Consider the following 23,707-nt stretch of genomic DNA (forward strand, 5'->3'; position numbering starts at 1 on the left):
TGCATGAAATTGGATCTTCGTGCAGCGCTGCAACAGGAGATTTTGACCGGTGACGGCGCTATGGGGACATACTTATATCAGATGGGATTTCCCGTCGGCATTTCATATGAAGAATTGAATTTGCTTAGACCAGAAACGGTCGCTGACGTGCACCGCCGTTATTTCGAGGCAGGTGCTCGTCTTATTGAAACGAATACGTTTTCGGCGAATCGGRAGAAGCTTTCGAAGTACGGGCTGGAAGGCGACGTTGAAGCCATTAACCGTGCGGGTGTTGAGCTAGCCAGGAACGCTGTTGGCGACGATGCTTATGTCGTTGGAGCTATCGGATCCATTCGCGCAGGCAAGCGAAAGAATGTGAGAACCTCTGAGGTCGAGCAATCCTTACAGGAACAGATAGGAATTCTGCTTGACTCACCAGTGGACGGGCTGTTATTAGAGACCTTCTACGATTTGGAAGAGCTGCAGCTTGCTTTACGAATTATTCGCAGCATGAGTGGGCTTCCTGTGATCTGCCAGTTTGCCAATGAGGGCACGGGCAGCACGCAGGACGGTGTTCCGCTGCAAGAAGCTTTCCTGCGGCTACGTGATGAAGGCGCTGATGTGATCGGCTTCAACTGCCGAGTCGGCCCGAACGGGATCCTGCGTTCGATGGAGAAAATCTCGCCGATTCCTGGTGTTCCATTCTCGGCGTTTCCGAACGCAGGTTTGCCCGACTACGTAGACGGGCATTATACGTATGCGGCGACGCCGAAGTATTTCGCCGAAAGCGCGCTGCGCTTCGCCGATCTTGGCGCGCGCATCATCGGCGGCTGCTGCGGCACGACGCCGGAGCACATCGCCGCTGTGGCGAAGGCGCTGCAGGGCTACGTGCCGGCTGCACCAGGCACTGCTCCTGCGGGAGCCGCTGCGATCGTGCTTGAGCCGGCACCGGCGAAGCCTGCGCCGCCGGCGGGCATACCTTCGCTGCTGGACATCGTGAAGCAGCGCAAAACCGTCATTGTCGAGCTGGATCCTCCGAAGGATCTCGACATCGAGAAGTTCATGCAGGGGTCGAAAGCCCTGCAGGAGGCACATGTCGACGCCATTACGATGGCCGACAATTCCCTTGCCGTGACGCGCATGAGCAACCTGGCCCTCGGCTACCTCGTGCAGGAGCGTTTGGGCGCGCGTCCGCTCATCCACATCGCGTGTCGTGACCGCAACATGATTGGGACGCAGTCCCATCTCATGGGCTTGCACGCGCTTGGGATAGACCACGTGCTGGCCGTGACCGGCGATCCCGCCAAGTTTGGCGATCTCCCGGGGTCCAGCTCTGTGTACGACCTTACCTCATTCGAAATTATTCGGATGATCAAACAGCTCAACGAAGGCATCGCCTTCTCCGGTAAACCTTTGAAGCAGAAGGCTAACTTCGTTGTTGGTGCAGCATTCAATCCGAATGTGAAGCATTTAGATAAAGCCGTTCAGCGCTTGGAGCGCAAGATCGAGGCAGGCGCAGATTATATCATGACGCAGCCTGTGTACGATGCGAAGCTTATTGAAGACATTTATGAAGCGACTAAGCATTTGCAAATTCCTATTTTCATCGGGATCGCCCCGCTGGCTAGTGGCGGCAATGCCGAATACCTGCACAATGAGGTTCCAGGTATTCGTCTATCGGATGAAGTTAGAGCCCGGATGGATGGCTTGAAAGGTCCAGAAGGTCGCGCCATGGGTGTGGAAATTGCCAAAGAATTGCTGGATACCGCGATGCAATACTTTAATGGTATTTATCTGATGACCCCATTTCTGGCGTATGAAATGTGCGTAGATCTGACGAACTATGTGTGGGAAAAGTCGAAAAGGCATGATTTCCACTTGTACCCACTTTCAAAATGAATTAAAATAGGGTAATGGATGTGATTAGAATGATTTGCAGTATGACCGGGTTCGGACAAGCGAATCGTTCTTTTGCGGGATACAACGTGTTTATCGATGTGAAATCGGTCAATCATAGGTATAGTGAAGTGTCGATTCGGTTGCCTAAGGAATGGGCGGCTTTTGAAGACGCTTTGAAGAAAACGGTATTGCATGCTGTGAAGCGAGGACGAGTAGATGTCTTCATCACGGCGGAACGTGAAGCAGCTTCCCCGAAGAACGTAACGGTTAATTATGCTTTGGCAGATGCTTATCTGGAAGCCGCAGAACAGTTGAAGCAGCGGTATGGGATCACGGGTCAGGTAGATCTCAACGATTTATTGAAACTTCCTGAGCTGATTCAGATGAAAGACGTACGTCAAGAGCCTGATGACGAGATTGAACAGGAGCTATGCGCCTGCTTACAGGAGGCTGTCGTTCAGCTATCCGCGATGAGACACCGCGAAGGTGAATTCTTAGAGCAGGATATCCGCGAACGGCTAGCCGAGATGAAGCGAATTCATATCGAGTTGGAAGCACTTGCTCCTCAAGTCGTTCAGGAGTATGCGACGAAGATGACGATTCGCATTCAGTCCCTCGTTCTCGATGGGATACCTGTGGATGAGCAGCGCCTAGCGACTGAGATTGCTCTCTTCGCAGATCGTTCTAATGTGGATGAGGAATTAACGCGTCTGAAGAGTCATTTTGGGCAATGTGAGTCATTGCTTTTAGACAAAGAGCCTGTTGGCCGAAAGCTGGACYTCTTAATTCAAGAAATGAATCGGGAAGTGAACACGATCGGATCGAAGTCGAATCATTCGGAGCCTACGGCTAGAGTGATTGCGATGAAAGCAGAGCTTGAGAAAATGCGGGAACAAATACAGAATATCGAGTGAAGCTTGCATGTGCTTCGCGAGGAGGAAGTCCTAGATGGCTATCAAATTAATCAATATCGGGTTCGGCAACATCGTATCGGCGAACCGCATTATCTCGATCGTGAGTCCAGAATCCGCTCCGATCAAGAGAATCATTCAAGAAGCGCGTGATCGTCACATGCTGATTGACGCTACATATGGTAGAAGAACCCGTGCCGTTATTATCACGGACAGCGATCATGTGATTTTGTCGGCAGTACAACCAGAGACGGTAGCGCATAGACTTTCGAATAAGGACGATGATCATGACGAGTAATACGAACACTCTTGAGCGTGAGAGAGGTATTCTGATTGTTTTATCCGGACCGTCTGGAGTTGGCAAAGGAACGGTTTGTGCGGCGCTGCGCAAGGTTGCTCCTGATATTGTCTACTCGGTATCAGCGACAACGCGTTCTCCTAGACAAGGTGAAGTAGACGGTGTGAATTATTTTTTCAAAACCCGCGAGCAATTTCAGCAGTTGATTGAAACCGATGAAGTGCTGGAATGGGCCGAATATGTGGGCAACTTCTATGGCACACCAAGACGTTTCGTAGAGGAGACGCTACGTTCAGGGCACGATGTGATCTTGGAAATCGAGGTGCAAGGTGCACTGCAGGTCAAGCAGAAGTTTGACGAAGGTGTATTTATTTTCTTGTTGCCGCCATCTCTAGATGAGCTTGAGAATCGTATTGTTACACGTGGCACGGAAACGGATGAGGTCATCCGCAGTCGCATGTCAGTGGCCATTGATGAAATTCGTTTGATGGAACACTATGATTATGCGATCGTAAATGATCATGTAGATACCGCATGCGCGAAAATACAAGCGATACTAGCCGCTGAGCACTGCAAAAAAGATCGTATGTTTCCAAAAATCGTACAATGGATGGATGAGGTGAATTGAATGTTATACCCTTCAATTGATAAACTGCTCGATATCGTAGACAGCAAGTACTCCCTGGTTGTTGCAGCTTCCAAAAGAGCTAGATCCCTTCGTGATGGTGCGAAATCGGATTTGAAAGGCCAGAAAGCTCACAAACATGTTGGTGTTGCCTTAGAAGAACTTTACGGTAATTACATCGGTTATGAGAAAATTAACACAAACGAGAGCGAGAAATACGCGAAGAAATAAACTGCCTTACCCAACAACCCTCGTGGTTGTTATTTTTTTCTCAAAATATAGACATTCTATGTTTCACATAATTAATCGGCTATATGTTTAGATAAACGCTCCCGTCTTTGAAGGAAGGAGTAGCCGTTTATTCCATTTGGTATTTCGAAAGGGGATTTCCATGGGTGTATTACAAGGCAAAACGATTGTGCTCGGTGTCTGTGGAGGCATTGCGGCTTATAAGGCTGCAGCGTTAACGAGTAAATTAACACAAGCTGGAGCTGTTGTACGGGTGATTATGACGCGTTCCGCGGTGCAATTCGTTGCCCCATTAACGTTTCAAACCTTATCGCGACATCATGTTTTTGTTGATACCTTCGATGAGAAGGATCCCGCGGTTGTGTCTCATATCAATTTGGCGGACAGCGCTGATCTCGTGCTGATTGCTCCAGCTACGGCCAATATGATCGGCAAGCTGGCATTAGGGCTTGGCGATGATATGCTGAGTACCACTCTGCTTGCAACCATGGCCCCGATCTGGGTGGCACCTGCGATGAATGTGCATATGTACGCGAATCCTGCGGTACAAACCAACATKGAGACTTTGCTTCGTCGCGGCGTTCGATTCATTGAACCAGGCGAAGGGCAACTGGCCTGTGGCTATGTGGGCAAGGGGCGTCTCGCTGAGCCAGAGGAAATTTTTGCCGTGGTTGAGCGGCATTTTCAAGGGGATCCTGGGCGTTTAGCAGGTAAACGTGTGTTAGTGACGGCCGGAGGCACGGTAGAACGTCTGGATCCTGTTCGTTATTTGACCAATGATTCGTCAGGCAAAATGGGGTATGCGATCGCGGAAGAAGCTGTGCGGATGGGGGCGAAGGTAACGTTGGTTTCAGGACCATCGGCTCTAACTGTACCAGAAGGTGTTCAGCTTGTTCCTGTGCAGTCTGCGCTGGATATGCGCGAAGCGGTGTTAAGCAGGCTAGGAGAAAGCCAGCTCATCATAAAAGCGGCTGCTGTGGCCGACTATCGGCCTGCTGTGGTTGCCGAGCAGAAAATCAAAAAGAAAGCGGACTCGCTGACGCTTGAGCTTATTAAGAATCCCGATATTTTGCAGGAGATCGGAACGCTGAAGACGAAGGAACAGTTCGTCATCGGGTTTGCAGCGGAGACGGAAGCGTTGGATGAACATGCGATGGACAAGCTGAAGCGCAAAAATTGTGATCTCATCGTGGGGAACGATGTGTCACAAGAGGGCGCTGGCTTTGGCGGGGATACGAATGTCGTTCGCTTCTATGATCAGAACGGGCTTGTACAAGCGCTGCCTATCCAAAGTAAATGGGACGTTGCGCGCAAATTGCTCGAACTCGCTGCAGAGCGAATGGCTGCCGCGGCGGGGGAATCCTGATGTACGCCAAAGTCATTGTCGATGTCCCAGCCAAGCAAACCAATCGGGCGTTCGACTATGAAGTGCCGTCATCTTTGAGTAAGTGGGTCGAAGTCGGCAGTCGAGTAGGTGTACCTTTTGGACCACGTGTTCTGCAAGGCTTTGTGGTTGAACTGCAAGAGGAAACGCAAGTAGATGCGAAACGCATCAAGCCGATTCAAACTGTGTTGGATCTCGTCCCTCCCTTGACGAGTGAACTTGTTAGTCTTGGACGCTGGATCAGTCGTATGTATATGTGCCATGAAGTAACTGCTTTGCAAGCGATGCTTCCTGCGGCACTTAAAGCGAAATATGAGCGTGTCATTATTGTAGGGGATGAATCAGAGGATCAATCCTTTCTCGATATGCCAGATATTGAAGCTATTATTAGCTTTGTGAGGAGTAAGGAATCGGTTTCCATGGACGTGTTGTTGGAGCGTTTTTCGAAGGAAGGCGCTCTGATCAAAGAGCTGCTGTCATCGGGTAGACTGGCGGAAGTGCAGCTAGTGAAGGACCGGATGAATGCCAAAAAGGCGCTAACCGTATTTCCACCTGCAGGTGGTCGTGGCTTGGAAGAGGCGCTTGCCGAGCTTCCGGCCAGAGCGAACAAGCAGAAGGATGTCCTCCGATATTTGATTGAGCATCCTCACGCCATTCGACTGACGGAACTGATGGAAACCATTGAGGTCGGAGCCAGCACGGTCAAAAGCTTGGCGGATCGCGGCTGGATTGAGCTGCGCGAGGTGGAAGTGATGCGCGACCCGTATATGGGCCGTGCTTTTGAGCGGACGAAGCCGCTTACGCTGACGGAAGAGCAGAGCGGCGTGTTCGCCCCTATTCGCGATGCGGTGGCTGAAGATCGACATGAGGTGTTTCTGCTGCATGGCGTTACGGGAAGTGGAAAGACAGAGGTATACCTACAATCCATCCAGCAATGCTTGGATATGGATAAGGAAGCCATTGTTCTTGTGCCGGAAATTTCATTGACGCCGCAGATGGTGGAGCGTTTTAAAGGGAGATTCGGCGACCTTGTTGCTGTTCTGCATAGCCGATTGTCCAACGGTGAGCGATATGACGAGTGGCGTAAAATTACACGCAAGCAGGTAAAGGTCGTAATCGGCGCACGTTCGGCGATTTTTGCTCCTTTTACGAACATTGGCTTGATCATTATAGATGAAGAGCATGAATCCTCGTATAAACAAGAAGAGAGTCCGAAATACCATACGCGAGATGTGGCTGTTCAAAGGGCGAAGCAGCAAGATGCCGTTGTGGTGCTGGGTTCCGCTACGCCATCTCTGGAGAGTATGGAGAAAACGAGACGCAGGAAAGATCGCCCTAAACCTCCTTTTACATTGCTGACGATGAAGGAGCGCGTTGCGAGCAGACCGATGCCGCCTGTGACGATTGTGGATATGCGTGAGGAGCTGAAAACCGGCAATCGGTCGATGTTTAGCAGATCTTTGTATAAAGCGATCGAAGAACGGTTACACAAGAAAGAACAGACAGTATTGCTCCTGAATCGACGGGGTTACGCGACATTCGTGATGTGTCGAACGTGCGGTTTCGTTTCACAGTGTCCGCATTGCGACATTTCATTGACGTATCACCAAAGCTCACATGCGCTGCGCTGTCATTATTGTGGTTATGCTGAGCGTGAGGTGAAGGAGTGTCCGAGCTGTCAGTCGGAGCATATTCGTCATTTTGGGACAGGGACACAGCGGGTTGAGGAAGAGCTCAGTAAGATTTTTCCTGGCATTAGGGTCATTCGCATGGATGTGGATACAACGACTGAAAAGGGCTCTCATGAGAAATGGTTGACGATGTTTCGCGAGAAACAGGCGGATGTTCTTCTGGGGACGCAGATGGTGGCCAAAGGGTTAGATTTTCCTGATGTTACCTTAGTTGGGGTCATCGCGGCGGATACCGTGCTGAATATACCAGATTTTCGCTCTGCTGAGCGGACGTTCCAACTCTTAACACAAGTGGCAGGTCGAGCGGGACGGCATGAGAAGCAAGGGGAAGTGTTTGTACAAACGTACACACCGGACCATTACAGCGTGCAATATGCGAGTCATCATGATTATATTGCGTTTGCCAACCATGAGATGGATATTCGTGCTAATTTAGGTTATCCGCCTTATCAAAGATTGATTTTAATTACATTCTCACACGAACAAGTACCGCTCTTGGTGCGTATGGCGGAAGCCTTTGTTACACGGTTAAAAGAGATCGCTCTCCCTTATACGAGGCAGCAGGTAGATTTGTTTTCGGAAGCCGTATCGCTGGATTCATCCTTTCATTTTGACGTGTTAGGACCTGTTGCATCGCCTATTTCCCGAATCAAAGATAGATATCGATTCCAATGCGTGGTAAAATATCGTGGGGAAGATAGAGCTGCAGAGATCGTTGGGAAGACAGTAGCTTGGTTTGAGGAACGCTCAGCCAAAGAAAAGCTGCTAATAAGCGTGGATGTTGACCCGCAATATTTGATGTAATAACCCCTAATCGAGACGACTTAAAGGTAGGTGCACATTCATGGCTATTCGTATTATTGTTAAAGATCCAGATCCTGTGCTGCGCGAGAAAGCGATCACAGTTACGAAATTTAATTCCAATCTGCATAAATTGCTTGATGATATGGCAKATACGATGTATGAAGCGGAAGGCGTTGGTCTTGCTGCTCCACAAATCGGTATTCTGAAGCGTGTAATCGTGATGGATTGCGGCGAGGAGCATGGCGGGTTAATCGAAATGGTGAATCCTGAGATTGTTGTTTCCAGCGGGGAGCAAATGGGGCCTGAAGGCTGCTTGAGTATTCCTGGGCTTCGCGGTGATGTGCTTCGTGCGTTGAATGTAACGGCGAAAGGGCAAGATCGCGATGGGAATCCGATTGAAGTGACAGGCACGGAGCTGCTTGCTCGTTGTATTTTCCATGAGATTGATCACTTAAATGGCGTATTGTTTACGGATCTTGCGGTCAAAACGTATACAGCCGATGAAGAAGAGGAAGAAGAAGCGTGAATATCATTTTCATGGGTACACCAGAATTTGCAGTACCCTCCTTGCAAGCACTCTTGGAGGAAGGCTATAACGTGACAACTGTTGTCACGCAGCCGGATCGGCCGAAGGGACGCAAACGCGTCCTTACGCCGACGCCAGTGAAGGTAGAGGCCGAGAAGCATGGCATTCCCGTGCTTCAACCGGTGAAGCTGCGTGAAGCAGATTCCGTAGAGCGGATTCGCCAGCTTGCACCTGATTTAATCGTAACAGCAGCTTATGGCCAAATTTTACCGAAATCGGTGTTAGATTTGCCTAAGTATGGCTGCATTAATATTCATGCTTCGCTGCTTCCGAAATATCGGGGGGGAGCGCCGATTCATCATGCTGTCATGCGAGGTGAGGCTGAAACCGGCGTAACCATTATGTATATGGCGGTTGGATTGGATACGGGAGACATGATCTCGCGTGTGGCACTTCCGATTGAGGATACGGATACGACAGGAATGTTGTTTGACAAGCTGAGTGTTGCTGGGGCTGATTTGCTGAAGCGGACGCTGCCTGATCTCTTGGCTGGTCGGATTCAGGCTGTTCCTCAGAATGAGGCGGATGCGATCTATTCACCTAATATTCGCAGGGAAGATGAACTTCTGGACTGGTCGCGTTCTGCTGTCGAGCTGTGGAATCACATTCGAGGGTTAAATGCCTATCCTGGTGCGTACACGTTCTGGAATGGTGATGTGCTGAAGGTATGGGCGAGCTTGAAGCCGAGGCAAGCGGGTCAAGATCTGTCTGACGCAGCGCCAGGAACCGTGCTTAGCTGCAGCGAGCAAGGGATTGAAGTCATGACGGGAGCAGGTACATTGTGGCTAACGGAGATTCAACCTGCTGGCAAAAAGGCGATGCCGGTATCTGAATTCATTCGCGGCGTGCAAATTCCGGCGGGTACGGTATTGGGTAACGCGTAAGGGTAATTCGAAATAGTGCTTATGTAAGACTGATTTTCTATATTTACAATGCCACGAAAAAAATGAGGTATTTGATTTTGTCTACGACTAAACCAACTCGTCCGCAACATGGACATACGAATTCGCAGAGATCGGGTAAGCCCTCTGCGCCAAAATCATCCTCGGGCGCTGCGAAGAGCAGCGCTGTTAAGCGTTCTGCCCGTGATGCGGCACTGGATGTACTTATTCGAGTTGAAGAGAATCAGTCCTATAGTAATCTCCTGTTGAACCAAGTGCTGCAGAAGCATGCTCTTGAGCGTGCAGATGCTGGACTGGCGACGGAGCTTGTGTACGGTACGATTGGGCGCCAGAATACGATTGACTTCTTCTTGGAGCGCTTCGTCAGCAAAGGTCTTGCGAAGCTGGAGCCCTGGGTGAGGTGCCTGCTGCGGCTGAGTTTCTATCAGCTGCATTATTTGGACCGCATCCCTGACCATGCGGTCGTGAGCGAAGCGGTCAATATCGCGAAGCGCCGAGGCCACCAAGGCATCTCGGGCATGGTCAACGGCGTGCTGCGGGCGATCATCCGCAGCAAGGACGAGCTCACGCTGCCGGCTGCGCTCGGCGACGTGAAGCGCATCGCGCTGAGCCATTCCCATCCGGAATGGCTCGTGCGCCGGTGGATCCGTCAGCTCGGCCCTGAGCTGACGGAACAGATCTGTGCGGCGAACAACGAGCCGCCGCACGTGAGCATTCGTGCGAACGCGAGGCGGCGCAGCCGCTTGGAGCTGCTGGAGCAGCTCCAAGCTAGCGGCCTCAGCGCGGAAGCGTCAGAGCTGGCCCCGGCCGGCATCCTTGTGCAGGGGGCCGGGAACATGGCGCTAGTCCCCGGCTTCCAGCAAGGGGACTTCTCGATTCAAGACGAGAGCTCGATGCTCGTCGCCGAGGCTCTTGACCCGCGTCCAGGCATGAAGGTGCTGGACTGTTGCGCCGCCCCTGGCGGCAAGACCGCCCACATCGCGGAGAAGATGGACGATGTGGGTCAGATTTGGGCTTGTGATCTGCATGAGCACAAGCAGAAATTAATCGCAGATCAAGCGGAGCGTCTGGGACTATCGTCGATTCAGACGCTCGTGATGGATGCTGCGAAGCTGGATGAGCATTTTGCGGCGGAGTCTTTCGATCGCATCCTGCTTGATGCACCTTGCTCTGGCCTTGGGGTTATTCGCCGCAAGCCAGATCTCAAATGGGCGAAGCAGGAGGCGGAGATCGAAGCGATCAGTGAAACGCAGTATGCGATTCTGAGTCGTGTACACCGTCTGCTCAAGCCAGGCGGCGTACTGGTGTACAGCACGTGCACGATTGAACAGGCAGAGAATGAGGGCATGGTCGAGCGCTTTCTTGCCGAACACAGCGAGTTCGAGCTAGCTCCGCTGCCAGCGGATGTTTTCACGGAGATTGACCCGAAGGCGGCAACGTCTGGCATGGTGCAAATTTTGCCGCAGCAGTTCCATTCGGACGGTTTTTTTATCGCTCGGCTGCGTAAGCGTGACGTGTAACAGACAGGGACGTGTGTTCGTTCCTGCTTTGTGTTAAAATATTTTAAAATAGACGAAATAACAACAGGTTGTGATAAATGTGGGTATTAAGCCGTATCTGAAAGAGAAACCGTTTGTATATGATTTGAATTGGGATGAGTGGCAAAGCTGGGTCAAAGAAAATGGGGAGTCTGCGTTTCGTGCCGGTCAAATTTTTGATTGGTTATATATTAAACGCGTTTTCAGTTTCGACGAAATGTCGAATTTGCCGAAAACACTTCGCGACAAGTTGAAGGATCAGTTTGAGTTCGTTACCCTGTCGGAGATTACGAAATATCAATCCCAGGATGGCACAGTCAAGTTCTTGTTTGAGCTTGAAGATAAGAACGCTATTGAAACTGTCGTGATGAAGCATAATTACGGCAACAGTATTTGCGTAACGACCCAAGTCGGCTGTAGAGTCGGCTGTACGTTCTGTGCGTCCACTTTGGGCGGATTGAAGCGGGATCTACGACCAGGCGAGATTGTCGCCCAGGTTGTGAAAGCGCAGAAATTGCTTGATGAAACGGGAGAGCGTATCTCTTCCATCGTGATCATGGGGATTGGCGAGCCTTTTGAAAATTATGAAGCGACCATGAATTTCCTGCGTGTCATGATTCACCCGAAAGGGTTGAATATCGGACAGCGTCACATTACGGTATCGACGAGTGGCATCGTACCGAACATTTATAAGTTCGCGGATGAGAATTTGCAAGTGAATTTGGCGATTTCGATCCATGCGCCGAATGATGCACTGCGATCGAAGCTGATGCCTGTTAATCGCAGGTTCCCTTTCGTAGATCTCATCGAAGCTTGTAAATACTACATTGCCAAAACGGGCAGACGGATTACGTTTGAATATGCCCTCATGGGCGAAGTGAATGACCAGCCTGAGCATGCGGAAGAGCTGGCGCTTGTCTTGAAAGATATGCCGCTCAGCCATGTGAATCTGATTCCTGTCAATTTTGTGGCTGAACGTGATTTCAAGCGTACACCCCGAGATGATATTTTTACCTTCCAACGTATTCTGGAGAAGGGCAAAATTAATGCCACCATACGCCGTGAACAAGGTAGTGATATCGCTGCTGCCTGCGGACAATTGCGAGCTAAGCATATGGAGAGCAGTAAATGAGGTGAGAGCCGGATGAAGATGGTAAGTCGTACCGATATAGGGAAGGTCCGTCAAGTCAATGAGGACCGTGCCGCTATCTACCATCAACTCAATGGCCTATCGTTGGCTATTGTTGCTGATGGAATGGGGGGGCATCAAGCTGGTGATATTGCCAGTCAAATGGCCATTGACACGATTGGAGCGCAATTGCAATCCATCCATTGGGGAATGTCGGTGGAGTCCTGTAAGCAAATACTGAGGGAAGCGATTGAGAAGGCGAACGAGGAGATTTATGCTTTTGCGTCGGATCAAGAAAAGTACCATGGCATGGGAACGACTGTCGTTGCCATTATTGCTTCACAGGAGCTTCTCATTATCGGACATATCGGAGATAGTCGTGCGTATAAACTGACTGGGGATTCCATTCAACAACTGACGGAGGATCATTCCTTAGTTTACGAGCTTGTTAAGAATGGACAGCTAACGATGGAAGAGGCTGATCATCATCCAAGACGTAATTGGATTACACGTGCACTAGGCACTGAGCCTAGTGTGGAAGTGGATCTCTATGAGTACACGTGGCGTCCAGACGATGTTATTCTCATTTGTTCGGATGGTTTGAGCGGATTGGTCGATGATGCGGATATTCTGCGAATTGTTCGGGAAAACGAGCAGTTGGAAGATGCGGCAGATGCGTTAATCCAGAGCGCGCTTCGCGAAGGCGGAGATGATAATGTAACGGTCCTTTTATTTGCACATGATCAGGATTCGGACGAAAAAAGGGGTGATGGGAATTGATCGGTAGAAAGCTTGGAGGCCGCTATGAGATCTTAGAACGTATTGGCGGAGGCGGCATGGCTTTAGTCTACAAAGGGCATGATTTGCTTTTGAATCGTAAAGTGGCTGTCAAAGTGCTGCGTTCACAGTATGTACACGATGAAGAATTCATTCGTCGTTTCCGCAGAGAAGCACAAGCAGCCGCTTCCCTATCTCATCCTAATGTTGTCAGTATTTATGACGTTGGGCAAGAAGAAGATGTCCATTACATCGTGATGGAATATATTGAAGGCAAGACGCTGAATGATTTGATTAAAGAAAAGGCGCCATTACAGGTGGAAGATGCGGTTCATTATGCAAGTCAAATTGCAGATGCACTTGATCACGCTCATCATAATGAAATTATTCACCGCGATATCAAGCCGCACAATATTCTAATTGGCAAAAACGGCCGTGTGAAGGTGACGGATTTCGGTATTGCTAGAGCTGCGACATCATCTACGATTACGCAAACCGGATCTGTCGTCGGTTCTGTTCACTATTTCTCGCCTGAGCATGCGAAAGGCACGAATACGGGGGAAAAATCGGATTTGTATTCGCTTGGCATTGTGATGTATCAAATGCTGACCGGTCGACTTCCTTTTCTGGGGGAAAGTCCGATTTCCGTCGCCTTGAAGCATTTGCAGGAAGATGTGGAAGAGCCGCGTAAGGTGAATCCGCTGATTCCGCAAAGTGTAGAGAACATTATACTGAAGGCGATGCGCAAAAAGCCGGAAGAACGGTATCAATCTGCGAAGCTGATGATGGCCGATCTCGATACGTGCTTGGCTCCAGATCGTCGGAATGAAGCGAAGGTTGCTTTCTGGGATGCTTATGGCATGGATGAAGAACGTACGTTGGTTATGCCAGCCATTCGCGCCGATCAGCTAGCGCAATTCGATGACGACGACGATGATGAACCAGACAAGCCAGCTTGGCGAGAAGAGCCTGCTCCTTCGAAGGGGAAAGGCTGGATTAAGCCGCTCATCTGGATTGCTGTTTTGTTAATTGTGCTGGGCGCCATGTGGTATATGGTTGGTTATGTGAAAGGGATGTTCGCCATTGAGACTGTTGAGGTCCCGAATGTTGAGAACAAGATACTGACACAAGCGCAAGCCGAACTAACGGTTGCCAAATTAGGCTGGACGGTTGAATACGACGCGGATAGCAAGCTGCCCAAAGATACGGTCATTCGTCAAGATCCAAGCGGGATGAGACTGAATGTTGGTACGAAGGTCATTCTTTACGTGAGTAAAGGCATTCCCAAAGTCAAAATGGACAATTATGTGGGGCAAACCCTAAACGATGTTAAATTAAAGCTGCAGGGACTCGGTATTAAGGATGACCAAATTACGATCAAACCTGAAACATCCGACAATGCGCCGGATCTGATTCTCAAGCAGTCACCGCCTCCTGGTGAGGAGTTTGAACTGGAAAAAGCCGCAATTACCTTAACGGTGAGCAAAGCGAAGGAAACGGTTAAAATGCCAGACTTAGTTGGCTTGGCGGAAGCAGAGGCGAAGGCACAAATTACGAAGCTGGGTCTGAAGCTCCCCGTCAATGGCATTACTCGTGAGAAGAGCTACAAAGTAGCTAAAGGGAAAGTAATCGCCCAGTTTCCTTATAAAAAAGATGAGGAAGCCTCCATTGGCGGGGAGATTTCACTCGTCATTAGTGATGGCTTGCCAGAGGAAGCTGGTCAACTGACAGTTAGCGTACCTGTGAAGCCTACTACAGAAGGCAAGGACTCTGTGTTCAAAATTATTGTGAGCGACGCCCAGTATGAGAACTTCGAATACTTGACGGAAAAAGTCTCGAAGCCGCAAAACTTGGATGTTAAAGTCATTGTTTCACCGGACAAAAAAGCCGTAATCTTGATCAAAGAAGGAGACAGCTTGGTTAATTCAATCACACGCACCTATCAAGATTATTTGGATCAGAAAAATGGGAAGACGGTATCGCCTAGTCCATCCCCGACTCCGAAGACACAAAATACTGGACCCGCTATTCCCRTTGGTGGGAATAGCCAAGGTCAAACTGGTGGAACAGCTTCTAAACCACCTGCTGGAGGGGCCAATTAATGCCGCAAGGACTCATTGTCAAAGCGCTTAGCGGTTATTATTATGTATTGCCTGAAGGAGCTGCTCTTCTGGAKGGGAATACAGTGACCTGCCGTGGAAGAGGCGTGTTCAAAAATAGAAATATAACGCCGCTTGTTGGAGATCGTGTTGTGTACGAAGCCACAGAGAATGGGGAAGGAACCGTTACGGAAATCCTTCCTCGCTCTTCGGAGCTTATTCGTCCGCCGATCGCGAATGTGAACGTGGTTGTGCTTGTTTTTTCGGTGACGGAGCCTGTTCTGAATACGCAGCTATTGGACAAGTTTCTTGTGCATATCGAAAATACGGGGATTGATGTGCTGTTATGCTTCACCAAAAGCGATTTGCTGACGGAGACGGATGACAATGCTTCTCATGCCAAAGAAATGACTGCGACTGAATTTAAGCGAATTACGACTCTTTATGAGGGAATTGGTTATCCCTTCGTTACGACGAGCTCTAGACTAGAAGAKGGCGTAGCGGCGATTCTACAGCATTTGGATGGCAAAGTGAGTGTGTTTGCTGGACAATCCGGTGTTGGCAAGTCCTCTTTATTGAATAAAATGATTAGCGGTCTTGATCTAGAGACGAATGCGATCTCTCAGCGATTAGGAAGAGGAAAGCATACGACTCGTCATGTGGAGCTGTTGCCTCTTGCTAATGGAGGTCTTGTTGCCGATACACCGGGCTTCAGCCAGTTGGACTTCATGGAGGTCGAGGCGGAAGGCCTGAGCAGCTGTTTTAGAGAGTTCGCGGCTGTTGCTGAGGGCTGTCGATTCAGAGGCTGCTTGCATTTGCATGAACCGGACTGTAAAGTGCGGGACGGCGTTGCGAGTGGGACGATCGCAGCTTCTCGTTATGATCATTACCTGCTATTTCTAACTGAAATCAAGGAACGGAAGAGGAGGTATTAGGCGTAATGGTATATGTAGCACCTTCTATTTTATCTGCCAATTTTGCCAAGCTTGGCGACGAGATTAAGGCAGTGGAGCAGGGCGGAGCAGATTGGATTCATGTCGACGTTATGGATGGGCATTTTGTGCCCAATATTACGATTGGTCCATTGGTTGTTGACGCGATTCGTCCAGTCACCAAGCTGCCGCTTGATGTTCATTTGATGATCGAAAAGCCGGACCGCTATATTCCTGATTTTGTCAAGGCTGGCGCGGATCTGATTTCTGTACATGTTGAAGCTTGTACGCATCTGCACCGGACGCTCGACCTTATTAAGCAAAGCGGTATTAAAGCTGGCGTTGTGTTGAATCCTGCTACACCAATTTCGCTGATCGAGCATGTGCTTGATCAGCACTTGGATCTCGTACTCATTATGACGGTGAATCCAGGCTTTGGTGGGCAGGCGTTCATCCCTGGTATGCTGAATAAAATTCGCGCGCTGCGTGAGCAGGCGAATGCGAAGGGGCTTACGGGGCTTCACATAGAAGTAGACGGCGGTATCAACGAGATAACAGCTCGTCAGGTCATAGAGGCGGGCGCTGATGTCTTAGTAGCCGGCAATGCCGTATTCGGGCAACAGGACCGTACTGAGGCCATTAGACGAATACGCGGCTAAAAGGGGACAAAGGACAATGAGATTTCTCTGGTTACTGATGTACAGTCTGCTTTGCGCGGTTTTATTGACGTGTTTTTCAACCATAGATGATTTTGTGAAGTACATTTTCTCGCTTGGCGCTCTCTACGTAGGGATGCGGTTCTTCCGTCGATTTGAACAAATTAGCTTCCGCGTATGGTTTATCGTTATTTCGGTATTCTTCTATTTCATATTCAGTTTAATTGTTGCATTGTACAATGAGGCGGGCATAACCGCTCCATAGCACGCATACATATAGTTACAAGAGTGATGCGCTCTTGTAGCTTTTTTTGCTTTCTGGAAGCAACTGAATTGTGGGAGGAAGTAAAAATAGAAGGCACTTTTTCTACGCTCTGGGCATACACTGTTGTAATGATGTTTTAGGAGCAGTCATGCACGTTGTGAAACGTTTGCTCAAGAAGGTCAGTGAACTGGCGCTAGAACAAGCAGAAGCTTGTGAATAGGCGGCTGACGGGCCGCGAAGTGAATGCTTGAACGAGGTCAGTGGACTGACGATCATTCTAAGCTGATGCTTTCGAACCCAGTTTTCTGACGAAAACTCTAAGGAGGGGTAGAGAATGAAATTCTACACAATCAAACTGCCGAGATTTTTGGGAGGATTCGTGAAAGCTGTACTTAATACGTTTAGTAAAAACTAGGGTTTGCCCATACCTTACGTCATTCTCCCCAGGAATGCAAAAAAAGCACCGATTAAGGTGCTTTTTGTCATTCACATAAGTAAGTTAAGTATCCGTAGCTACGAATTAAACGCGAGCCACTTTTCCGGATTTCAACGCACGAGTACTTACGTAAACCCGTTTCGGTTTACCATCAACGAGGATGCGAACCTTTTGAACGTTAACTCCCCAAGTACGCTTGTTTTTATTGTTAGCGTGGGACACGTGATTTCCTGAACTAGGACTTTTACCTGTAATGAAACATTTGCGGGACATGTTTGACACCTCCTTCGGCAGTATACAAAGAAGCCTGGGTGGCAAGCCTAAGCTTGACATGACAGTATTCCTCAAATTTTTACTTGTGATACGTGAACGTAACCAGCAAAAACACACTTAAACATAATAGCATAGCAAAAGGAGCCTAGTCAACGAATTAGCTTCATTTTTGCCGTTTATTTATGAAGTATGTTATAGTACAATGAAGATTAGTCTTGGTATAGCGAAACTTGAAGGAGTTGTTACATAATGCCGATTGAACTCACAACCGAGTATGGAAAAGTGTATATTACCAATGAAGTGATTTCAACTCTGGCCGGATCTGCTGCATTAGATTGCTATGGTCTTGTAGGCATGGCAACGAGAAAGCAATTGAAGGATGGTATAGCTGAGCTGTTAGGTCGAGACAATTTGAGTCGTGGTGTCGAAGTTCGTAGAGAGAACGGCCGACTTGAAATTGATCTTTATATTATTGTCAGCTATGGAACCAAAATATCCGTAGTGGCAGGTAATGTCCAAACGAAAGTCAAATATATTTTAAATGAAGTTGTAGGGCTGCAAGTAGACGACGTGAACATCTTTGTTCAAGGCGTGCGAGTGGCCAAATAAAAGCCCGATAACCAGGAAGGGGAATCACTTTGAGTAAGCGCTTTATTTCAATAAATGGAAATGACTTCACTGCCATGGTCTTGGCGGGTGCGGATAACCTTCGCAGGAATGTAGATAAGGTTAATGGATTGAACGTATTCCCTGTACCCGATGGAGATACTGGCACCAACATGAATTTAACACTCACAGCAGGCTGTGAGGAACTGAAAAAGAAGCCATCTTCTCATATTGGGAAAGCAGCTGATGCATTGTCCAAAGGGTTACTGATGGGTGCAAGAGGCAATTCCGGTGTGATTTTGTCACAATTGTTCCGCGGTTTCGCGAAATATGTGCATGATTTAGAAAGTGTGAATGGCCAACAATTTGCGGCTGCCTTGCAGCAAGGCGTAGAAACAGCGTATAAGGCTGTTGTGAAACCGGTTGAGGGCACGATTTTAACAGTATCGAAGGAAGCGGCTAAACATGCCGTGCAATTCCGCCGCAGCAGTGATGTATTGGATTTGATGAATGAGGTGTTGGGCAGAGCCAAGGAAGCACTGGCCAAAACACCAGATCAACTTGCGATTCTTAAACAGGTCGGTGTTGTTGATGCGGGAGGCCAAGGTCTTGTCTGTGTCTACGAAGGTTTCGTAACGTCGTTAAGTGGCGGACTGGTACAAGTCGATGAGGACTTTGCTACGATGGATACGAATCTAGGTGAGGTGTCTCTTCTTCCTGGTATGAATTTGGCCAAAGAAGTACATGCTCATATGCCAGCACAAGCCCATTTAGCTACGGAAGATATCGAGTTCGGCTATTGTACGGAATTTATGTTGACGATTGCTCCAGGCAAGGTCAAGGGCTTTACGTTTGATGAAGGCGTATTCCGTGAGCAGCTTAGCAAGCTGGGAGATTCGCTCCTTGTTGTTGCTGATGAAGAGCTCGTGAAGGTGCATATTCATGCAGAATACCCTGGCGAGGTTATGAATCAAGCGATGAATTACGGCGCACTCAGCCGGATCAAAATTGAAAATATGCGTGATCAGCATTCACATATATTAGAAGACGTGACGCATGGATATGAGGCTCCTGTTGTGAGTCCTGCTGCTGCAGTTGCAGTTGCTGTGCCCAATAAGCCGTATGGCTTCGTTGCAGTTGCACTGGGTGACGGAATTACGGACATTTTATCCAGTGTGGGTGTGGATGTCGTGCTGTCTGGCGGACAAACGATGAACCCAAGTACAGAGGATATCGTGAACGCAGTGAACAGTATTGATGCGGACACGATTTATGTGCTTCCGAACAACTCGAATATTATTTTGGCCGCGCAGCAAGCGGTTGATCTCGTCGATAACAAAACACTGATCGTCATCCCATCGAAATCCATTCCGCAAGGACTAGCAGCCATTCTGGCTTTCCAGGAGAAGGCGGATGCACAGACGAATACGGACGCGATGAATGAATCACTGCGACGTGTGAAATCCGGTCAAGTGACGTATGCGGTGCGTGATACGAACATGGATGGGATCGATATTAAACAGGGCCATTTCATCGGTATTCAAGATGGGCGGATTGTCTCTTCGCAGCCAAGTCTGATGGACGCTTGCAAGAAGCTGCTGGAGGAAATGATCGATGAAGGCAGCGAAATCGTAACGATCCTGACGGGCGAAGATGCGACGGAGGAAGGCATGGAAGAGTTGGAGAATTTTATCCAGTCGATGTATCCAGATATGGAAATTGAGCTTCATCCTGGTGGACAACCCTTGTACGCTTATCTATTCTCCGTTGAATAGGATCGTACAAGCAGGTAGTGTAAATTCGTGATTGGAGTGAGCCCTGTGACAAATATTCGTATTGTAACGGATAGCACGGCCGATATTCCATTGGCTGTCAGAGAATCGTTGAACATCGAAATGGTGCCGCTCAAAATTAATTTTGGCGAAGAACAGTATTTGGATGCGGTGACGCTGCAGTCGGAGGATTTCTATACGAAGCTGACGTCATCCTCACACTTCCCAACAACGTCAACGCCTTCACCTGGTGAGTTTCTGAACTTCTATCAGAGCTTGTTGGAGGAACCTGGTACCGAGGTGATCTCGATTCATTTGGCTTCCGTGTTGAGTGGAACGTACAGGACAGCTGAATTGGCTGCTTCAATGCTTGAAGGAGATCAAGTCGGCAGGGTTCACGTCATTGATTCTTGTTCGGCCTCGTATGGGATAGGTGCGCTTGTTGTAGCTGCTGCCGAAGCGGCTCGAGCTGGGAAAAGTGTGGACGAGATCCTAAAGCTCATTGAGACGATGAGAGCGCAATATTATATTTATTTCCTTGTAGACACGCTTGAGTTTCTTCAGAAAGGCGGTAGGATTGGCAAGGCTTCGGCCTTGTTCGGTTCCTTATTAAACATTAAGCCGATTCTTTCTTTAGATCGTGCAGGTGAAGTGACGGTTATTGATAAGGTTCGTGGTAACAAAAAAGCGATTGCACGCATTCTTGAGTTGTTAGCGGCGGATTTGTCCGACAAGACGATCCGCACGCTGCATATTGCTCATGCTAATAATCTGGAAGGTGCGGAGGGGCTGCGAGAGGCCATCGTGCAGCGGTTCGCTGTGGAGCACGTGGAATATATCACTTTAGGTCCTGTTATTGGCGCACACGCTGGACCAGGTACCATTGCAGCCTTCGTAGGTACGGTGTAAGAGATGGATTTAAATCAAGTTGAAGTACGTGAAGTCCATGGAGTTGGCGCTCAAAAAGCACTTGAGCTAAACGCCATGGGCGTTTTTACAGTTATGGATTTACTCGAATATGTGCCATTTCGTTACGAGGATTACACGGTTCGCGATTTAGCTAGTGTGAAGGATGGTGACCGTGTCACCGTGAAGGGCTATATCATTGGGGAACCGGTGCTGCAGCGCTACAGCGGCAAATCCCGTCTATCCTGTAAGGTGATGGTCGACGATTTTCTGTTGACGGCGGTGTGGTTCAATCGCCATTTCTTGAAGGATCGCTTGCGGCCACAGCAGGAGATTGTTCTGACTGGCAAATGGGACGCCAAGCGTCGGCAAATGAGTGTGTCCGATTCGGAGTTTCCCGGACAAGGGGATTCGAACACCGGCACCATTCAGCCGGTGTATTCGGTTGTTGCGGGCACGATTACGCAGAAATGGATGCGTAAGATCATAGGGCAGGCGCTGACACAGTACAGCGCCTTGATCCGTGAGGTGCTGCCGGCGAGTATCACCGACCGGTATGGGTTTATGTCGCGCAGCAAGGCGCTGGCTATTATCCACACGCCGAGTGGCGTGGAGGAGGGCAAGCAGGCGCGGGGGCGCATGGTGTATGAGGAGCTGTTCCTCTTCCAGCTCAAGCTCCAGGCTTACCGGGCTGTGACGCGAAGCCGCACGGATGGTTTGAAGCAGCAGGTTGATCTGCCTGCTGTACGCGCCTTCGTGCGCGCGCTCCCCTTCCAGCTGACGGAGTCGCAGAAGAAGGTCGTTGGTGAGCTCCTGCACGACATGCAGGAGCCCTACGCGATGAACCGACTGCTGCAGGGCGATGTCGGTGCGGGGAAGACGATCGTCGCGGCTATAGGGCTCTACGCGACGGTTACGGCTGGCTTCCAAGGCGCGCTGATGGTGCCGACGGAGATCCTCGCTGAGCAGCATAATCGCTCGCTCAGCACGTTGTTCGAGCCTTATGGGCTGCAGGTCGCTTTGCTGACCGGAAGCGTGACAGACCGCCAGCGACGGGATCTGCTGGCCTCTTTACAGATGGGCTTGATCCATGTGTTGGTTGGGACGCATGCGCTGATTCAAGAGGATGTGTATTTCCGCCAGTTAGGTCTCGTTGTGACGGACGAGCAGCATCGCTTTGGGGTGAACCAGCGCAGCATCCTACGGCGCAAAGGGATGAATCCGGACGTGCTGACGATGACGGCGACGCCGATCCCGCGCACGCTGGCGATTACGGCGTTCGGCGACATGGACGTTTCGACGCTGCGCGAGCTGCCGAAGGGACGTAAGCCGATCAAGACGTACGCGGTTCAGCATGCGATGCTGGAGCGTGTGCTCGGCTTTATTCAGCGCGAGGTGGCCGCAGGCCGTCAGGCGTATATTATTTGTCCGCTCATCGAGGAGTCGGACAAGCTGGACGTGCAGAATGCGATCGATGTCCACATTCAGTTGCAGCAGCATTTTCCGCAGATGCGGATCGGCCTGCTGCACGGGCGTATGAGCGCGCAGGAGAAGGAAGCGATCATGCGCGCCTTCAAGGAAGGCACCGTGGAGGCGCTCGTGTCGACCACGGTGATTGAGGTTGGCGTGGACGTGCCGAACGCCACGCTGATGGTGATCTACGACGCCGACCGCTTCGGCCTGTCACAGCTGCACCAGCTGCGCGGCCGGGTCGGGCGGGGCGAGCACCAGTCCTTCTGTGTGCTCATCGCCGACCCGAAGACGGAGGTCGGCAAGGAGCGCATGAAGGCGATGACGGAGACCACCGACGGCTTCGAGATTGCGCGGCGCGATCTCGAGCTGCGCGGGCCGGGGGATTTCTTCGGCACGAAGCAGAGCGGGCTGCCGGAGTTCCGCATCGCCGATATGATGGCGGATTTCGAAGTTATGGAGCAGGCGCGCGATGATGCGGCTGAATTAGTCGGCGACTCGACCTTCTGGACGGGAGCTTCGTTCATGCCGCTCAGGGCGTATTTGGAGCGGGCTCATATTTTTGACAGCGAAGTGCTAGATTAGTAGATCATGGTGGGGACACAAGTTGACCCCTAGCGCGTTCCCTTTTAAGATAGGAGTAGTTGCACTATTTTAGGGGAATGAAGGTGTACGGCCGTGACTTATTTTCTCATTTATTTATTATTGATGAATATCATTACGTTTGTTGAGATGGGACATGACAAAGGACAAGCCAAAAAAGGCGGACGCCGCGTACCGGAAAAACGCCTGTTTCTACTCGCTGCTCTCGGCGGTGGGATAGGCGGTTGGCTCGGCATGCGCATGTGGCGTCACAAAACGAAGCATACTTCGTTTGTTGTGGGCTTTCCGCTACTCATTGCGTTAAATTGCATTTGCGTCATTCTCATCGCCATGTATATGTAAATGAAGGGACAGCTGCCGGGAACGGTGGCTGTTTTTTTGTGGGATGTTAGGTGGGATGGCTAACTGAGAACCTCCGAACCCCGAAGCTCGACCTCAACCTGAATCTGAACCTGAACCTCAACCTGAATCTGAACCTGAATCTGAATCTGAATCTGAACCTCAACCCGAACCTGAACCTGAACCTGAACCTGAACCTGAACCTGAACCTGAACCTGAACCTGAACCTGAACCTGAACCTGAACCTGAACCTGAACCTGAACCTCAACTCCTGAACCCCTGAACTCCAAGCCCCTCCTTGCCGGCCGCGCACCTACCCCTAAACAATTTAACTGGAAAAACGCCAGCTATTTTCTTTGAAAACTTCCAAAATTGAAGATTAGATGGATATTATGTAGGTAAAATCAATGATTTTAGAAGTTCTTCGCATTTTCGGTTCGGCCCCTTAATTATGGAGTCTATCTGCTGAATACTTGCTTTCTCGCAGTTTCTCATTTTTCGTATTCAACCTTTTTTAAAGGGTAATCTCCACTACCCCTAATTTATTTGCCTTCCAGGCCTCATGATATCGGCTTGGA

At 49.7% G+C, this 23,707-nt stretch carries 24 protein-coding genes; 23 read left to right on the forward strand and 1 reads right to left on the reverse strand.

Annotated features, from left to right (window positions below; genetic code table 11):
• Window positions 1-3: 3 nt before the first annotated feature.
• From AB4114_RS14715 to spoVM, 17 genes are all read left to right on the forward strand, one after another.
• Window positions 4-1,878, forward strand: coding sequence for a bifunctional homocysteine S-methyltransferase/methylenetetrahydrofolate reductase (locus AB4114_RS14715; RefSeq protein ID WP_441989105.1), 1,875 nt, complete (start codon window positions 4-6; stop codon window positions 1,876-1,878).
• A 29-nt stretch (window positions 1,879-1,907) separates the two neighbouring features.
• Entirely contained in the window at window positions 1,908-2,792 is an 885-nt protein-coding gene (locus AB4114_RS14720) for a YicC/YloC family endoribonuclease (protein WP_441989106.1), read from the forward strand.
• 34 nt (window positions 2,793-2,826) lie between these two features.
• Window positions 2,827-3,087, forward strand: a complete 261-nt coding sequence (gene remA, locus AB4114_RS14725) for an extracellular matrix/biofilm regulator RemA (protein WP_009672664.1) — start codon at window positions 2,827-2,829, stop codon at window positions 3,085-3,087.
• Entirely contained in the window at window positions 3,077-3,715 is a 639-nt protein-coding gene (gene gmk / locus AB4114_RS14730) for a guanylate kinase (RefSeq protein WP_056612367.1), read from the forward strand. The genes remA and gmk overlap by 11 nt, the downstream gene beginning before the upstream one ends.
• Window positions 3,716-3,943: a DNA-directed RNA polymerase subunit omega gene (rpoZ, locus tag AB4114_RS14735; protein WP_056612362.1), complete on the forward strand. Its 228-nt coding sequence runs from the start codon at window positions 3,716-3,718 to the stop codon at window positions 3,941-3,943. It abuts the gene before it with no gap.
• A gap of 160 nt (window positions 3,944-4,103) precedes the next feature.
• On the forward strand, window positions 4,104-5,327 hold the full coding sequence (coaBC, locus tag AB4114_RS14740) for a bifunctional phosphopantothenoylcysteine decarboxylase/phosphopantothenate--cysteine ligase CoaBC (protein WP_441989107.1): 1,224 nt from the start codon (window positions 4,104-4,106) through the stop codon (window positions 5,325-5,327).
• Window positions 5,327-7,840, forward strand: a complete 2,514-nt coding sequence (priA, locus tag AB4114_RS14745) for a primosomal protein N' (RefSeq protein WP_441989108.1) — start codon at window positions 5,327-5,329, stop codon at window positions 7,838-7,840. Before coaBC ends, priA begins: the two co-directional genes overlap by 1 nt.
• 40 nt (window positions 7,841-7,880) lie before the next feature.
• Window positions 7,881-8,366 (forward strand): peptide deformylase, encoded by a 486-nt coding sequence (def, locus tag AB4114_RS14750; RefSeq protein WP_441989109.1) that lies wholly within the window; start codon window positions 7,881-7,883, stop codon window positions 8,364-8,366.
• A complete protein-coding gene (gene fmt, locus AB4114_RS14755; protein ID WP_441989110.1) occupies window positions 8,363-9,310 on the forward strand; it encodes a methionyl-tRNA formyltransferase in 948 nt (315 codons plus the stop codon). The genes def and fmt overlap by 4 nt, the downstream gene beginning before the upstream one ends.
• Window positions 9,311-9,372: 62 nt before the next feature.
• Window positions 9,373-10,848, forward strand: coding sequence for a 16S rRNA (cytosine(967)-C(5))-methyltransferase RsmB (rsmB, locus tag AB4114_RS14760; RefSeq protein WP_441989111.1), 1,476 nt, complete (start codon window positions 9,373-9,375; stop codon window positions 10,846-10,848).
• A 79-nt stretch (window positions 10,849-10,927) separates the two neighbouring features.
• Window positions 10,928-11,998, forward strand: coding sequence for a 23S rRNA (adenine(2503)-C(2))-methyltransferase RlmN (gene rlmN, locus AB4114_RS14765; protein ID WP_171635546.1), 1,071 nt, complete (start codon window positions 10,928-10,930; stop codon window positions 11,996-11,998).
• A 12-nt stretch (window positions 11,999-12,010) separates the two neighbouring features.
• Entirely contained in the window at window positions 12,011-12,775 is a 765-nt protein-coding gene (locus tag AB4114_RS14770) for a Stp1/IreP family PP2C-type Ser/Thr phosphatase (RefSeq protein WP_441989112.1), read from the forward strand.
• Window positions 12,772-14,874, forward strand: a complete 2,103-nt coding sequence (gene pknB, locus AB4114_RS14775; protein WP_441989113.1) for a Stk1 family PASTA domain-containing Ser/Thr kinase — start codon at window positions 12,772-12,774, stop codon at window positions 14,872-14,874. The genes AB4114_RS14770 and pknB overlap by 4 nt, the downstream gene beginning before the upstream one ends.
• A complete protein-coding gene (gene rsgA / locus AB4114_RS14780; protein ID WP_441989114.1) occupies window positions 14,874-15,806 on the forward strand; it encodes a ribosome small subunit-dependent GTPase A in 933 nt (310 codons plus the stop codon). Before pknB ends, rsgA begins: the two co-directional genes overlap by 1 nt.
• A gap of 5 nt (window positions 15,807-15,811) precedes the next feature.
• Window positions 15,812-16,462, forward strand: coding sequence for a ribulose-phosphate 3-epimerase (gene rpe, locus AB4114_RS14785; protein ID WP_441989115.1), 651 nt, complete (start codon window positions 15,812-15,814; stop codon window positions 16,460-16,462).
• Window positions 16,463-16,478: 16 nt separating this feature from the next.
• Entirely contained in the window at window positions 16,479-16,724 is a 246-nt protein-coding gene (locus AB4114_RS14790; RefSeq protein ID WP_441989116.1) for a hypothetical protein, read from the forward strand.
• 334 nt (window positions 16,725-17,058) lie between these two features.
• Complete coding sequence (spoVM, locus tag AB4114_RS14795; protein WP_036634233.1) at window positions 17,059-17,139, forward strand: stage V sporulation protein SpoVM; 81 nt, start codon at window positions 17,059-17,061, stop codon at window positions 17,137-17,139.
• Between the two features lie 105 nt (window positions 17,140-17,244).
• Here spoVM and rpmB read toward each other — a convergent pair whose 3' ends face one another.
• Window positions 17,245-17,433, reverse strand: coding sequence for a 50S ribosomal protein L28 (gene rpmB, locus AB4114_RS14800; protein WP_029197753.1), 189 nt, complete (start codon window positions 17,431-17,433; stop codon window positions 17,245-17,247).
• A gap of 249 nt (window positions 17,434-17,682) precedes the next feature.
• On the opposite strand from rpmB, the gene AB4114_RS14805 reads away from it, so the two are divergent.
• From AB4114_RS14805 to AB4114_RS14830, 6 genes are all read left to right on the forward strand, one after another.
• Window positions 17,683-18,042, forward strand: coding sequence for an Asp23/Gls24 family envelope stress response protein (locus tag AB4114_RS14805; protein ID WP_028558212.1), 360 nt, complete (start codon window positions 17,683-17,685; stop codon window positions 18,040-18,042).
• Between the two features lie 29 nt (window positions 18,043-18,071).
• On the forward strand, window positions 18,072-19,814 hold the full coding sequence (locus tag AB4114_RS14810) for a DAK2 domain-containing protein (RefSeq protein WP_441989117.1): 1,743 nt from the start codon (window positions 18,072-18,074) through the stop codon (window positions 19,812-19,814).
• A gap of 45 nt (window positions 19,815-19,859) precedes the next feature.
• Window positions 19,860-20,720 carry a DegV family protein gene (locus tag AB4114_RS14815; protein ID WP_441989118.1) on the forward strand — a complete coding sequence of 287 codons (861 nt, stop codon included), beginning with the start codon at window positions 19,860-19,862 and terminating at the stop codon, window positions 20,718-20,720.
• Window positions 20,721-20,723: 3 nt separating this feature from the next.
• Complete coding sequence (gene recG, locus AB4114_RS14820) at window positions 20,724-22,772, forward strand: ATP-dependent DNA helicase RecG (protein WP_441989119.1); 2,049 nt, start codon at window positions 20,724-20,726, stop codon at window positions 22,770-22,772.
• A 93-nt stretch (window positions 22,773-22,865) separates the two neighbouring features.
• Window positions 22,866-23,132, forward strand: coding sequence for a DUF1294 domain-containing protein (locus AB4114_RS14825; RefSeq protein WP_312886373.1), 267 nt, complete (start codon window positions 22,866-22,868; stop codon window positions 23,130-23,132).
• Between the two features lie 50 nt (window positions 23,133-23,182).
• Entirely contained in the window at window positions 23,183-23,404 is a 222-nt protein-coding gene (locus AB4114_RS14830; RefSeq protein WP_441989120.1) for a hypothetical protein, read from the forward strand.
• Window positions 23,405-23,707 lie beyond the last annotated feature (303 nt).

The sequence above is a fragment of the Paenibacillus sp. 2RAB27 genome, from assembly GCF_052115445.1.
In the GTDB taxonomy this organism is placed as follows: Bacteria; Bacillota; Bacilli; order Paenibacillales; family NBRC-103111; genus Paenibacillus_E.

Coding starts and splice junctions, on each gene's coding strand:
- remA (WP_009672664.1), top strand. CDS start 2,827: ATGGCTATCAAATTAATCAATATCGGGTTCGGCAACATCGTATCGGCG.
- gmk (WP_056612367.1), top strand. CDS start 3,077: ATGACGAGTAATACGAACACTCTTGAGCGTGAGAGAGGTATTCTGATT.
- rpoZ (WP_056612362.1), top strand. CDS start 3,716: ATGTTATACCCTTCAATTGATAAACTGCTCGATATCGTAGACAGCAAG.
- priA (WP_441989108.1), top strand. CDS start 5,327: ATGTACGCCAAAGTCATTGTCGATGTCCCAGCCAAGCAAACCAATCGG.
- rsmB (WP_441989111.1), top strand. CDS start 9,373: ATGAGGTATTTGATTTTGTCTACGACTAAACCAACTCGTCCGCAACAT.
- AB4114_RS14770 (WP_441989112.1), top strand. CDS start 12,011: ATGAAGATGGTAAGTCGTACCGATATAGGGAAGGTCCGTCAAGTCAAT.
- rpe (WP_441989115.1), top strand. CDS start 15,812: ATGGTATATGTAGCACCTTCTATTTTATCTGCCAATTTTGCCAAGCTT.
- AB4114_RS14790 (WP_441989116.1), top strand. CDS start 16,479: ATGAGATTTCTCTGGTTACTGATGTACAGTCTGCTTTGCGCGGTTTTA.
- spoVM (WP_036634233.1), top strand. CDS start 17,059: ATGAAATTCTACACAATCAAACTGCCGAGATTTTTGGGAGGATTCGTG.
- rpmB (WP_029197753.1), bottom strand. CDS start 17,433: ATGTCCCGCAAATGTTTCATTACAGGTAAAAGTCCTAGTTCAGGAAAT.
- AB4114_RS14805 (WP_028558212.1), top strand. CDS start 17,683: ATGCCGATTGAACTCACAACCGAGTATGGAAAAGTGTATATTACCAAT.
- recG (WP_441989119.1), top strand. CDS start 20,724: ATGGATTTAAATCAAGTTGAAGTACGTGAAGTCCATGGAGTTGGCGCT.